Origin of the sequence: Acinetobacter stercoris, from assembly GCF_900323515.1 — a bacterium.
Taxonomy (GTDB): domain Bacteria; phylum Pseudomonadota; class Gammaproteobacteria; order Pseudomonadales; family Moraxellaceae; genus Acinetobacter; species Acinetobacter stercoris.
In genome coordinates this window covers 1-13,833 of the sequence record NZ_OOGT01000004.1, presented here as the reverse complement: position 1 = coordinate 13,833, position 13,833 = coordinate 1, and the positions used below count along the sequence as shown (strand labels likewise).

Here is a 13,833-nt window from a genome sequence, read left to right as displayed (position 1 = left end):
CCGAGTTACTCCTTAACAGATGACGTAGTCGATGATACTGATTTCATTCGACCTGATGATTGAGCCGGGATTTGACCTGTAGGGTCTGTTACCAACTCTTCAATTGAGTTAAAGCGTGTAATCTCTGCAAGGTCCATATTCGGTGAACCTACTTTAGCCTTGATACCAGCTGCTTTACGACGATCTGACGGAGCCCAGTTCAAAGACCCTGTAGATAGCTCATAAACCAAGCCAATAAGTAAAACCAAAATAAAGATAGCTGCTGCTGCAAAACCGACCCAACCTACTTCACGGACATTGGTTGCCCATGCATATAAGTAAAGTGCTTCTAAATCGAACACCACAAAGAAAATTGCAACAAGGTAGAACTTTGCAGACAAGCGAATGCGTGCTCCACCAGCACTCACCACACCTGATTCAAACTGTTCCTGCTTCGCACGTCCCCATGATTTACCCCCAAGGAGTAACGGGACTGTGAGCATAAAAACACAAAGAAATGTAACGCCGATCACGAAGGCAATAATTGCCCAATCGTATGGAGTAATGGCACTCATGCGGGGATAACTCCTGGCAGGCCTAATTATTAACAAGAATGTATGTATTGGCCTTGTAAATACACCAAACACAAAATAAATCCTGTCAATTGTACCTGATTTATGATTTCTCTTGCTAGCTTATAAGCCTTAGTCTTTCGGATGATTTTTTAGGCAAAATTGATATTTCGCGCCAATTTAACCGTATAGCAAGCCCTGTAATCGCTTTCTCTAATCCTTTTCACTCTTGTGATTATTTTTTTAAATACAAACTTTCAACATTCTATTAGCAAACATAAATCAGCAACTTATTCATAGATCAATTTCCCCTACATGGATGCACAGAGGATGACATGCATCATTTTTTATACAAATAGCCTATTTTCTCTCTTTATTTCATCTAAATTATAATTTGTTACATTTAAAATGTGTTTTCAATAACAAAAATAGCGAAATTATGATTTTTTTATACAAAAATTCTCTTAATAAGATAATCCAAACAATAAATGAGAAAAATTATCAACTAAAATCACAAGCCCCCCATATAACCATACTTTTTAAATGGTATTTATTTCTAATATATAACAAGCATATTCCGAAGCCTTTCATGTGAATTTTTATCAATTCCATCAATGGAACATTAAAATTTATCAGGAAATATAAATCCAGCTCAGTCACAATACACTTGACTTCATTTTTACTAAAATATTATTTTTTTCAATTCATTAACATGCTTTAATCATCTTTATACAAAGCAGTTTGTATAAACTCTGTATGATTTATATCTATAATAAGGAGCCATGATATGAACTTAGAATATTCACACAAACCAAACTACTTCCTGAATGCGCAATTACTAATAAACCATATTGTGGGATATATAAAAAAACATCCTGATGCAACCAATGCTATTTTTGATTTACGTGATATCTATGAGTTATTCCGTCAGGATTTGGCTTCAACCACCACCAACCTGGAAGGGATTTTAAATATTGCCGATGAATATGCTGTTGATACACTTAATGGAGATCAAAAAATCATTAGCGCCTATAAAGTTGATGCAGAGAACAACTCTCTACTGATTGATTTTAATCAGGATGCTCTCCAGGCATTAAAAGATGGTAAAAATTTTATTGCACCAGATGCGACAATCCAGCAATAAACAAAATTTTATAAAAAATGCCAGTTTGACTACTGGCATTTTTTATATCTAGTATTTTAACAGCTACAAAATGCTAGATATTTTCCCTGAGCTTGCTACTCTTCTTCTTTGCTTTAAACCGTTTAGATGGCCAGATCATGGTAAAACGCGCACCACCTAATTCAGGACTCGCATCAACAGAAATTTGTCCACCAAACCAATAAGCGATACGACTGACAATAGACAATCCCAGACCATATCCTCCTGATGCCCGAGTACGGCTATCATCCAGACGGGCAAATGCTTCAAAAATACGAGTACGGTCTTCTTCTGGAATTCCAGGGCCATCATCTTCGACACAGACATAAGCCATTCCAGTTTCAGCATGAATACCACCACTGATGCGAACTTTGTCCTCACAATACCGAATAGCATTTCCAACCAGATTTTGTACAACACGATGTAGATAACGTCTTTCTGCATCAACAATAACGTTAGCAGCCAAAGGAACAAGTTGAATATTTTTCTGAGTTTTTAGCGCTTCAGTTTCATTAGCAACCTGACTTAATACATCAACCAATACAATTTCTTCAAAATCCAGAGAAGGTGTCCCCTGCTCTAGCTTCGCGTAGGTCATAATCTCATCAATCAAGGTATTGAGTGCTTCAATATCCTTATCGATCATCTCGACTTGCTGTAAACGGTATTCATACTCGTCTTCATCCGCCAACATCTCCATACCAAAACGAATGCGTGCAACGGGTGTACGAAGCTCATGTGATACAGCACGCATTAACTCGCGTTGAGCTTCAATCAAACGTTGAATATGATCAGACATATTGTTATAGCTTGATGCCAGCGTCGCCATTTCATCATTACCATCCACGTGTAAACGCAATGACAAATCACCTGTTTTCATTCTGTTTAAAGCATGGTTGACCTGACGGATTTTACGTTGCATCGGCACAATCAGGCCATACACACCCAAACAAAGTAAAAACATACTGAGCAATGTGATGCCTGCTGCAAGCTTGAAAGGCATCCAGTTAAACATAGGTACCGGACCAAGCACCAAAACCTTGCCTGGTATACTCATCGAGGATACAACAGAAATGGTTGTACCATGCATGGATGCACTATCACGATACAGAATGACGCTTTGATCTGAGCGTAACTGACCTATTTGTTCTGAGTCTAAATTAATATCTGAAACGTTTTCGATGCTTATCGGATAGGAAAAATGCTCCTGAATTTTTTCTAGATATTCTTCTTCCTGTCCAGGGTAATACACCAGATAATCCAAAACAAAGATAGGCAAGGCTTTCATTTGCCTTTGCCCAAATTTTGAGTCTTTTGAATCGACTTTGACATATAGGTAGTGTTTAGGATCATTTTTGATCCCCAAAATCATATATGCCACGCCCTGTTCAGCATCATAGCGAACTATGGCTTTCTGATCATTTATACGACGCTCTTCAGTGCGAGATAACTCAACCTTATTGGAATCAATATAATAAATTGGAAGCTCCAGCAAGTCGGAAGCATCAGAAATCCAATCCATTTTTTGTTGCAGTGTTTTTTGTCGTGCAACACTCTCACTCATGACATAGGAAATACCATCTGTGAGTGATTCACGATATTCCTGTGCACGCTGATAGTTGATTATCTGCACTAGCAAATAACCAAACATGGCAACCAATACGACAAGAATCACAAGCCCTGCATAGATACGCAGGAAGATACTGTGTTTAAACACCGAACAATTCCTTAAAAGGATGTGATGTAAACCAATGGCTTAAATTATAAGCCGTTGGTTTCTTTAACAAACAAATACCCTTTACTACGTACTGTTTTAATACGTTTCGGATTTTCCGGGTCATCACCAATTTTTGGTCGAATGCGCGAAATACGAACGTCAATCGAACGATCTTGACCATCGTATTCAATACCACGCAAACGCTCAAAAATATCTTCACGAGAAAGGATGCGTCCTGCATTTGAAGCAAGTAACCAAAGTAAATCATACTCGGCACTTGTAAAATCAACCAATTCACCATTTAAAGTAACGGAACGACCGCCGTTATCAATTACCAGATCATCAAACTCGATGCGCTGAGCCACTTCATCATCAGTGGTTTTGTCTGTTCGGCGAAGCAAAGCACGGATACGAGCGAGTAATACACGTGGCTGTACCGGTTTGGCAACATAATCGTCGGCACCCATTTCCAGACCAAGAACCTGATCCATGTCTTCAGTACGTGCAGTCAACATCAGGATAGGTTGATGGTAATGTGGACGAACTTCACGACAAACTGTTAAGCCATCTGCACCAGGAAGCATAACATCCAATACAACCAAATCAGGTTGCTCACTGATAATACGGCGAATCGCACGATTTCCGTCTGGTTCCACACCAACTTCCAAACCATTACGGATCAAATATTCTTGTGTTAAACGAGCGAGACGTTCGTCATCTTCAACAATTAAAATTTTTGGTAACTTTTCTTCTTGGCTCATATATATGCCCCTGTATTTGATTTGCAGTCTGCCTTTAAAATCTGACAGATACACCGCGCTATGCATTGCAATATACACACGTTTACATTGTAAACAAGATCTTTTTCACCAAACTGATACACGAGAGTGTAGTTTTGTTATATTTTTATTAACTATTGAATTATCTGATAATTTATTAAGCCAATGCTAAGTTTTACATTTTTTAGATGTTATTTTAAACAATTCAATTAATTTTAAACAATTTATTTCATTGATCATAATATGTGTTATTAATTTCACATTTTTAACTTATCCACAAAGTTATCTATAAGCAGTTTTTTTAAGCTTTGTTATGCTATGCCCTTGCCGAACAAGGCATACAAGAGAATCAAAAAAATCAGGAATCGAACTTATAATTTTTTTTGATGTCTAGGCAAAATTTTTATAAAAAAGTCAATCTTGATCTACTCCAAATTTTCCCGTATCTTGTGTCCTAAATTACATTAAACCACTAAGTCTTGTGTTTTAGTCCTCAAACATCGTGACTAAAAAGTCCGATTCAAATGGTCCATAAACATAACAATGATGACAATGGAGCTAAGCTGACAATGAACGCGATTACAACCCCTGGTCAACTGCAGGTGATTAAGCGCACCGGTGACGTTGCCACTTTTGATGCAGACAAGATTTCTGTAGCAATTGGTAAAGCTTTTTTGGCTGTAGAAGGTCAACAAAGTTCTGACTCTAGCCGTATTCATGACCGTATTACACAATTAACAGAAATGGTCTTAAATACCTTTAAACGTCGTTTACCATCTGGTGGCACGATCCATATTGAAGAGATTCAAGATCAAGTTGAATTGGCGTTGATGCGTACTGGTGAACAGAAAGTTGCCCGTGCTTACGTGATTTATCGTGAGCAACGTGCAGCGGCTAGAAATCAAACAGGTGCAAACCACCATCCTACTTTACAAATTACAGATGCAAATGGTCAGCTACAGCCTCTGGATTTAAGTAAAGTTCAAGCAGAAATTGAGCAAGCAAGCGAAGGTCTTGAAGGCATTGATGTTCAAGCCATTGTCGATGAAACAATTAAAAACCTTTATAACGGAGTAAAAGAGTCTGACATCTCAACAACTATGATGATGGCAACTCGTACCCGTATTGAACAAGAGCCTAACTATACTTATGTAACTGCCCGTTTGCTGCGTAATGAGCTTGTAGCAACTGGTCTGGAGTTCCTGGGCCTAGCTAAAGACACATTGGAAAATGATGCTTTAGAAACTTTCCTCAAGAAAGGTGTAGAACTTGAACTTCTTGATCCAAAATTACTTGATTTTGATCTTAAAAAATTGGCAGCAGCGATTAAACCAGAACGCTCTAACCAATTTACTTATTTAGGTCTACAAACTTTATTTGACCGTTACTTCATCCATTCAGACGGTATCCGCTACGAGCTTCCACAATTGTTCTTTATGCGTGTATCTATGGGTCTTGCACTCAATGAAGATAATCGAGAAGAACGTGCGATCGAGTTCTATAACTTGCTATCCAGCTTTGACTACATGGCATCTACACCAACGTTGTTTAACTCAGGTACATTACGTCCTCAGTTATCAAGCTGCTATTTGACAACGATTGGTGACGATCTGTATGACATTTATGGTGCAATGCGTGACAATGCCCTGCTTTCTAAATGGGCAGGTGGTTTAGGTAATGACTGGACACCAGTCCGTGCGCTGAACTCGTATATCAAAGGGACTAATGGTAAGTCTCAAGGTGTTGTACCTTTCCTTAAAGTTGCCAACGATACTGCTGTTGCAGTAAACCAGGGTGGTAAGCGTAAAGGTGCTGTATGTGCATACCTTGAAACTTGGCACTTGGACATCGAAGAATTCCTGGAGCTTCGCAAAAACACAGGTGATGACCGTCGTCGTACACATGACATGAATACAGCAAACTGGGTTCCAGATTTATTCATGCAACGCGTATTTGAAGATGCTGAATGGACTTTATTTACGCCTTCAGAAACACCTGATCTGCATGATTTGACTGGTGCTGAGTTTGCAGAACGTTATGCATACTATGAAGGCATTGCCAAAGAAAAGAACATGTTGCACAAAAAAATCCGTGCAAAAGACTTATGGCGTAAAATGCTGTCCATGCTTTTTGAAACAGGTCATCCGTGGATCACATTCAAAGACGTATGTAACTTGCGTTCACCACAACAACATGTTGGCGTAGTGCATTCATCTAACCTTTGTACTGAAATTACCCTCAATACAAATAAAGATGAAATTGCAGTATGTAACCTGGGTTCAATCAACCTTGTACAACACGTTCAAGGTGGCAAGTTAGATCGTGAAAAATTGGCTCGCACAATTAAAACAGCAGTTCGTATGCTCGATAACGTGATTGACATCAACTACTATGCAGTTGAGCAAGCACGTAATTCGAACTTGAAACACCGTCCTGTCGGTATGGGTATCATGGGCTTCCAGGATGCTTTATATGAAATGGGTATCGGTTACGGTTCTGATGCAGCTGTTGATTTTGCCGATGAATCAATGGAAGTCATCAGTTACTATGCTATCCAGACTTCAAGTGATCTGGCTGTAGAACGTGGTGTTTATTCGACATTCAAAGGTTCTCTATGGGATCAAGGTATTTTACCTATCGATTCTTTGGACATCGTAGCGAAGTCTCGCCCAGACCGTATGTTTGAAGTAGATCGTACTCAACGTCTGGACTGGGATACATTACGCAGCAAAGTTCAAAAAGATGGTATGCGCAACTCAAATGTCATGGCGATTGCACCAACTGCAACCATTTCTAACATTTGCGGCGTTTCACAATCTATCGAACCAACATTCCAAAACCTATATGTAAAATCCAACCTTTCTGGTGAATTTACCGTAATTAACCCTTACCTCGTTCGTGCATTGAAAGAACGTGGTCTTTGGGACACAGTAATGGTAAATGACTTGAAACACTTTGAAGGTTCGGTTCAAAAAATCGCTCGTATTCCTGAAGAACTTAAAACAATCTTCGCGACAGCATTCGAAGTTGAACCACGTTGGATCGTTGATGCTGCATCACGTCGCCAAAAATGGATCGATCAAGCTCAATCACTTAACCTTTACATCTCTGGTGCAAATGGTAAGAAACTTGATCTTACTTATAAAATGGCATGGCTACGTGGTCTAAAAACTACGTATTACCTCCGTGCACTTGGTGCAACTTCTGCTGAAAAATCAACCATTAATACTGGTGCATTAAATGCTGTAAAACCAGCAACCGTTGCAGCTCCTGCTCCAGTGGTAGCTAAACCTGAAGTTAATGAAGAAGAAGGCTTCTCTCAAGCAGCTCCAGTGCCACAGGCATGCTCAATCGATAACCCTGATTGTGAAGCTTGCCAGTAGTTTTAAATTAATCCCCCTATCTCCCCTTTTATAAAGGGGGAGTTCCGCGAAAAAGTTATTTCGTTGGTATTTCCTCCTTTTTAAAGGGATAGGGTGGATTTAAAAGAGGTCAAACCAATGTTTCATTTAAGTCATAACTATGAACTGGGTGTCATTGCACTGATTTTGGCTTTTTTAGTGTTTTATATACCCGTTATTTATGCTTTCTTTGCCATTCGCAAGCAAAAGCGTAATCAAAATAAGTAGTGGGGAATTTGTGTCTAATGGTTAAAACCAATGCACAAATCGACAAAACTTAATTTTGCTTACACAAAATAAGCGTATAGTAACGACATCTTTGTTATCACCTGTATGTGATCAAGATGTCCATAACAGATATAAATAACGAAGAGAGAAAGTAAATGTCTATTCTAAGTTGGGACGATTTTGAAGATGATGCACCGAAACCAGCTTCACAAACTAACAAGTCTGCGTCCGTCGAATCGCAAAAAACGACTGATTCGCAAGTGGTATCTGATGCACAGCCATCATCGCCGAATCTGGCAACTGCACAATCCGCTGGAACCAATACCAAACGAACAGCAGATACAACCGATTCGTTGGTTCGAGCATCTGAAGCCTTAAAAAACCTTGATGTAGCCCCAGGTCTGGAAGAACTGGAAATGGGTGCTCAGCGTGTTCAGGTTGATGATAAAGCCATGATCAACTGTCGCGCTGACTTAAACCAGCTTGTTCCTTTTAAATATGAATGGGCTTGGCAAAAATATCTGGATGGTTGTGCAAACCACTGGATGCCACAAGAAATCAACATGACTCATGACATCGCACTCTGGAAGTCAGAAGATGGTTTAACTGAAGATGAGCGTATTATCGTAAAACGTTCATTAGGTTTCTTCTCAACTGCTGACTCTTTAGTTGCAAATAACCTGGTTCTTGCGATTTATCGTCTGATTACTAACCCGGAATGTCGTCAATACATTTTGCGTCAAGCATTTGAAGAAGCGATTCATACACATGCTTATCAATACTGCATTGAATCTTTGGGTATGGATGAAGGTGAAATCTTCAACATGTATCGTGAGATTCCATCTGTTGCACGTAAAGCATCTTGGGGTCTGAAATATACTCAGTCTTTGAGTGATCCTACATTTAAAACAGGCACTCCAGAAGATGATCAACGTTTACTTCGTAACTTGATCGCATTTTACTGTGTACTTGAAGGGATTTTCTTCTACTGCGGTTTCACGCAAATCCTGTCGATGGGTCGTCGTAACAAAATGAGTGGTGTTGCTGAGCAATTCCAATACATTTTGCGTGATGAATCAATGCACTTGAACTTTGGTATCGATATGATCAACCAGATCAAAATCGAAAATCCACATCTTTGGAGTGCCGAATTCCAAGAGGAAGTGGTTCAAATGATTCTTGAAGGTACTATGCTTGAAATCGAATATGCACGTGACACTATGCCACGTGGTGTCCTCGGTATGAATGCAGGCATGATGGAAGAATATCTAAAATTTATCTGTAACCGTCGTCTAGCTCAATTGGGCTTACCTGAACAGTTCGCTGGTGTAAATAACCCATTCCAGTGGATGTCTGAAATGATGGACTTACGTAAAGAGAAGAACTTCTTTGAAACTCGTGTAACTGACTACCAAACTGGTGGTGCATTGAGCTGGTAAAATTCACCGATAAAAAATCCGACTTAAAGTCGGATTTTTTATCTCTGCTATTTGACCGTCAAAACTCCATATTAAACTTTACACCACCAACCCAAGCATTCCCATTGGACGCATTTGCACCAATATTATGTATATATTGAATATTGGGTTTGATCATGAACCAATTCATGAGTTTTAAACCATAATAAAGCTCTGTATTTACTTCACTATTAAAACCATGTGCCAGTGAGCTATTCTTAAATTTTTGCGCATCATCATTGATATGAATTCGTGCCACGCCTAAGCCAAACTCATCTTGAATCCTACTTTCAAATAATCCTCTATAAACCAAAGCTACATTTTGAATGTCTTTATAAATGCTGGTTTCATCATCAAAAAATATCGCTTGCCCCATCACCGTTAAGCCACGCGATTTATCTCCACCTTGAGTCGTTAACTGCTGCTTCATTGAAACCCAGAAGGAATTCTTATGATAATCGTCATTCAGCGGTTGATCTAGATTAGATTGCCTATAATCGTACTTGACATTTTTTGCATCAACAGTGCTATAAAAATATCCAAATCGATATTCGGCAGGTAATGGCAGTTTTTCAAAAGCCTGTTTTGGCGACCAGACAACTTCCACAGGAATAATTGCACCTTTTGAACCATCAGTGCTTAAATTAAATCCATCCTTTGCCGTCGTCGCATTACCATTTACAGGGTTTTGCTCAAACACCCCAGCTTGCAGATATAATTCTGGTTGAAGATGATAACGAGCACGCATAGCCCATTGACTTACTGGTGCATCATACCACTGGTCACCTGCACCCTTGGAAACTTGCCCACCACACAAAGATAGGTTTTGGAATAAACAATCAGCTCGAGAAAACTCACCACCTATACCATATCGCCCAACTTTAATATCCAGATGGCGATCCAGAAAACTTTTTTCAATCCAGAAATCAGTCAATCGCCAAGTTTGTCCACGACCATAAATCTCCTGTGTCTGGAAAAATTTTTCTGATAATGCATTACTTTCCTGACTCAATGACTGTCCGCCACGATGTGTTATTTTTATCTCGGCACGCGTAGCATCCCAATCCAGAATTTTATCTAAATCAAATTTGGTTCCAATTGTCCACTGATCGGCATAAGCACTGCCTTTGCCTTTATGTTCAGTATGCAAAGTTCCAGCAAATTGACCTGTATAGCCCAATGTAAACTCGTATCCGCGATCAGCTAATGCCGTTCTAGTACCATTCCAGTCACCAAATGCCCATTTACTGTCTGGATTAAAAGCAGGTTTAGCGAAAATGTGACTACTCAAACATGCTAATGATAGGAAAATGGTCGTTATAAAACGTTTTTTCCGGATAAACTTATTCATTTCCTGCTCTCCAGATCTTTAACTGAATAAATAAAAGCATGCTTATATCCCTATCTTTTTATTTTCAAAATTGAGTAATACGCCTGCTAAAACCCCAATCAATGCGGCGATAGCAACAGGAATAACTGCAGCAGTCCACCCTGCAAAACTTATCGCTAAACCTATTGCTAAAGGGCCTATGACTTGTCCAAGATAATTTCCCTGCATCACCAAACCAATACATAGCGAGACAAGACTTGTATCTGGTGAACTACGTGGTGCAGAACTTACGATAGTGGCAGGGATCAGACCACTGACCATTGAAAATAAAAAACATAAAGTGATTGCCAGTATTTCAGGTGTAAATGGCAGGAATATACCTACACCTAATATGCCTATAGCGGCACTGGCAAAGATAATAATTGTCTTTGCCTTGACACCACTATTCAGTAAGAATGAAGATGCAAGATTGCCTGTAATGTTAGAAATAACCACGGCTCCACAAACAAAACCGGCTTGAGCAACAGACATCCCTGTTCTTTTAACTAAAAATAAAGGTAAAAACGTAAGAACCGAGAAAAATTGAATGTTATAAGCAGCAAAAGCAATCCCTAATAAAGATGGATTTCGTGTTCTTAAAATTCTCAAAACATCATTTTTAATATGAACAGATTGGGGCGAAATTGAACCAGTTTTCTCTATACGGGGAACTTTTAAAACAATAAAAAGCAGAATTAAAAATGTCAGCCCCGCATTAATCAACCATAAACTTTGCCAGTTATTTAGCAATGGCCCTAAAAAAATTGAAATCGCAATGCCAATCCCCATGAACATACTCCAAAAACCAAACACAATGTTGTATTGCAGAGGAGTTGCTAAACGATTCAAAATAGATGGTGCGGATACGACGATCAATAAAAAACCTAACCCTTCAATAACTCTCGTTGCAATTAAAAATGCAAAATTAGTCGTCATTGCTCCAAAAAAACTTGCTCCTGCGAGAACTGCCAGACCGATGCAAAGTAACCTTTTATCTCCCCATTGCTTTACCAGGATTCCCGCAAGCATTCCTCCAATCACACCGATAAACGGGAAAACAGACATGACCCAGCTAAGTGCGGAAAGTGACCAATGATATTGTTCATGCATTTGGGGGATTGCGATCGAGGCCTTGCCTACATGCAAAGCAGAGATAATTCCAGCAAAAATCACCAAGGTGATGGCCAGATAGTTTGATTGATCTAAAGTTTTATTTTCAGCATCTTGAAATATTGCTTTCGCTTTCACAACCGATTACTCCGCTACTGCATTTACAAGTGTATTTAAGGTTTAACTAGCCAGCTAAATAAAAACTTACTTGATCGACCTTCTTAATCAATCTGGATTTCATATCTATCCAGATCGCGTGCTGAATCTTCCTTATCAGATCATCAGACAAATTCCGGCTGGATCAATGTAATTTATTTACCTAGCTAAATAAATAATAATTAGCAAGCTAAATAAATACAAGATATTTTTTTGCTATACTGACATTGCATCAACTAAATTTCTGATGTTTTGATTTTATTCAATAGCTTAAATATAGGTAAAGAAAATTGAACTCAACAGTTAAAGATAATCAAATGACTGAACAGAATGAACAAGAGTTTGAGGACTTTATCAGAGTGTGCCATAACCTGTTTAAAGCTATGACTCGTGATCGAGGCTATTATGCACAAATGCGCTCGCAACTTTCACTATCTCAACTCAACTTACTGGATGCTTTAGCAGATGAAGGCATTTTATCTGTTAGCCAAATTGCACATCGTGCTGGTGTTGCCATACCGACAGCAACCAGAATGCTAAAAATATTAGAAAATAAAAATATTGTAATACGTAAAAAGAATGAAGCCGATGCCCGTAGCTGGTTAATGGAGCTAACCGAATATGGCTTGCATTTAGTTAAAGAGCAGCGTAATGGTTTACGTGAAATCCAGTTTAAACACTTCTCCACATTGACGCCTGAACAACGTACAAATTTTGTCACTGTACTCCAGCAAATGTCTGACACTTTGGTAGCATGGTCAGATTTAGATAAAGACAATCAAAATACATGATATCATTCCGCTTCTTGTTCTGTAGTGGAGCGATTTATGTCCATTAGGAATGAGTTCACTGAATAAGAATCTATATCGCCTATCTTCAATAAAACATATATAAAATATTTATTCTCCAATATATAGGTTGCACTAGATAATGCGCTTTCACAATTCTATCTTTTTACTAACTCTTCAGTTTTAATGCGCTTTGACTTGCAGCCAGTTCCTGTTTCAACCACTCTAAAAAAATCAACTTTCTTGGATCTTCTTCAAAAGCTGAATGAGAGAGCAAATAATAAGCCGAACCATCCTTAAAAGCTGGAACCAGCATTTTTAAAAAAGAATATTCAAGTTCTTTTTCAATCATGTAAATAGAAAGAGTTGTGACCCCTAACCCTGCTAAACACCCTTCCAGACACAGATAAAAGTGTTCAAGTTCAACTTTTGAATATTGGGTTAATAACTTTTTGCAATCATTCAGCTTATTTAAATTATTCCAGAAATTAGGTCTGGATTTAGAAATTAAAATATCGTGATTTTTTGCGTTTTTTGGATTTTGAACGACTGCCATATATTCATCTACAAGTTTTTCGCTAAAAATATGTTCCCCCCAATCGAAATCATTACGCCGAATAGCAATATCAATATTACTCTTTTCAAAGTCAACCTGCCCTCCACCTGTGAGTAATACCACATCAAAATCATGACCTAATTCTCTAAACTTTGACAAACGTGGTATTAACCATTTCATTGAAATGGTAGGCTCACAAGATAGAACCAGTTGTTTAGTCACAAAATTGTGCTTATTAATTTCCAATAAGCATTCATCTAATTCAGCAAAAAGTTTTTGACAGCAATTAAAAAGCAAATGCCCTTTGGAAGTAAGTATCAAAGACTTGTTCCGCCTTTCAAACAACTCAGCCTGAACTGCTTCTTCCAGATTATTAATCTGTTTACTGACAGCACTTTGTGTAACAAACAATTTTTGTGCAGCAATCGTGACACTTCCAAACTTAGCAACAAAATAGAAAAATTTAAGCGAATTCAAAGATATTTTCTCAATCATTCCAAAAACTCATCATTCTTATGTCGAATTTATCAATTTTAATTTTTTTATATTTGTTCAGAAT

At 38.4% G+C, this 13,833-nt stretch carries 11 protein-coding genes; 5 read left to right on the top strand and 6 right to left on the bottom strand.

All coding sequences use genetic code 11. The features are described 5' to 3' along the window. Positions 1–5: 5 nt before the first annotated feature. A complete protein-coding gene (ndhC, locus tag KPC_RS00730) occupies positions 6–554 on the bottom strand; it encodes an NADH-quinone oxidoreductase subunit A (RefSeq protein ID WP_121972542.1) in 549 nt (182 codons plus the stop codon). 784 nt (positions 555–1,338) lie between these two features. Between ndhC and KPC_RS00725 the strand changes: the two genes are divergently transcribed. Next, positions 1,339–1,695 (top strand): hypothetical protein, encoded by a 357-nt coding sequence (locus KPC_RS00725; RefSeq protein WP_121972541.1) that lies wholly within the window; start codon positions 1,339–1,341, stop codon positions 1,693–1,695. A 73-nt stretch (positions 1,696–1,768) separates the two neighbouring features. Here the strand turns inward: KPC_RS00725 and bfmS are convergent, their stop codons facing one another. Both bfmS and bfmR read right to left on the bottom strand, forming a co-directional pair. Then, on the bottom strand, positions 1,769–3,430 hold the full coding sequence (gene bfmS, locus KPC_RS00720; RefSeq protein WP_121972540.1) for a sensor histidine kinase BfmS: 1,662 nt from the start codon (positions 3,428–3,430) through the stop codon (positions 1,769–1,771). Between the two features lie 44 nt (positions 3,431–3,474). Continuing rightward, entirely contained in the window at positions 3,475–4,191 is a 717-nt protein-coding gene (bfmR, locus tag KPC_RS00715) for a response regulator transcription factor BfmR (RefSeq protein WP_121972539.1), read from the bottom strand. Positions 4,192–4,733: 542 nt separating this feature from the next. Here bfmR and KPC_RS00710 point away from each other — a divergent pair. The 3 genes from KPC_RS00710 to KPC_RS00700 all read left to right on the top strand — a co-directional run bounded on the left by KPC_RS00710 (position 4,734) and on the right by KPC_RS00700 (position 9,277). Continuing rightward, positions 4,734–7,592 carry a ribonucleoside-diphosphate reductase subunit alpha gene (locus tag KPC_RS00710; protein WP_121972538.1) on the top strand — a complete coding sequence of 953 codons (2,859 nt, stop codon included), beginning with the start codon at positions 4,734–4,736 and terminating at the stop codon, positions 7,590–7,592. 117 nt (positions 7,593–7,709) lie between these two features. After that, entirely contained in the window at positions 7,710–7,838 is a 129-nt protein-coding gene (locus tag KPC_RS00705) for a preprotein translocase subunit YajC (protein WP_121972568.1), read from the top strand. A gap of 155 nt (positions 7,839–7,993) precedes the next feature. Beyond that, a complete protein-coding gene (locus tag KPC_RS00700; protein ID WP_121972537.1) occupies positions 7,994–9,277 on the top strand; it encodes a ribonucleotide-diphosphate reductase subunit beta in 1,284 nt (427 codons plus the stop codon). Positions 9,278–9,335: 58 nt separating this feature from the next. On the opposite strand, the gene KPC_RS00695 is transcribed toward KPC_RS00700, so the two are convergent. Both KPC_RS00695 and KPC_RS00690 read right to left on the bottom strand, forming a co-directional pair. Next, entirely contained in the window at positions 9,336–10,646 is a 1,311-nt protein-coding gene (locus tag KPC_RS00695; RefSeq protein WP_121972536.1) for a carbohydrate porin, read from the bottom strand. A 42-nt stretch (positions 10,647–10,688) separates the two neighbouring features. Next, positions 10,689–11,912: an MFS transporter gene (locus KPC_RS00690; RefSeq protein ID WP_121972535.1), complete on the bottom strand. Its 1,224-nt coding sequence runs from the start codon at positions 11,910–11,912 to the stop codon at positions 10,689–10,691. 335 nt (positions 11,913–12,247) lie between these two features. Between KPC_RS00690 and KPC_RS00685 the strand changes: the two genes are divergently transcribed. Then, positions 12,248–12,721 (top strand): MarR family winged helix-turn-helix transcriptional regulator, encoded by a 474-nt coding sequence (locus tag KPC_RS00685; RefSeq protein WP_121972534.1) that lies wholly within the window; start codon positions 12,248–12,250, stop codon positions 12,719–12,721. A gap of 166 nt (positions 12,722–12,887) precedes the next feature. Here the strand turns inward: KPC_RS00685 and KPC_RS00680 are convergent, their stop codons facing one another. Continuing rightward, a complete protein-coding gene (locus tag KPC_RS00680; RefSeq protein WP_121972533.1) occupies positions 12,888–13,769 on the bottom strand; it encodes a LysR family transcriptional regulator in 882 nt (293 codons plus the stop codon). Positions 13,770–13,833 lie beyond the last annotated feature (64 nt).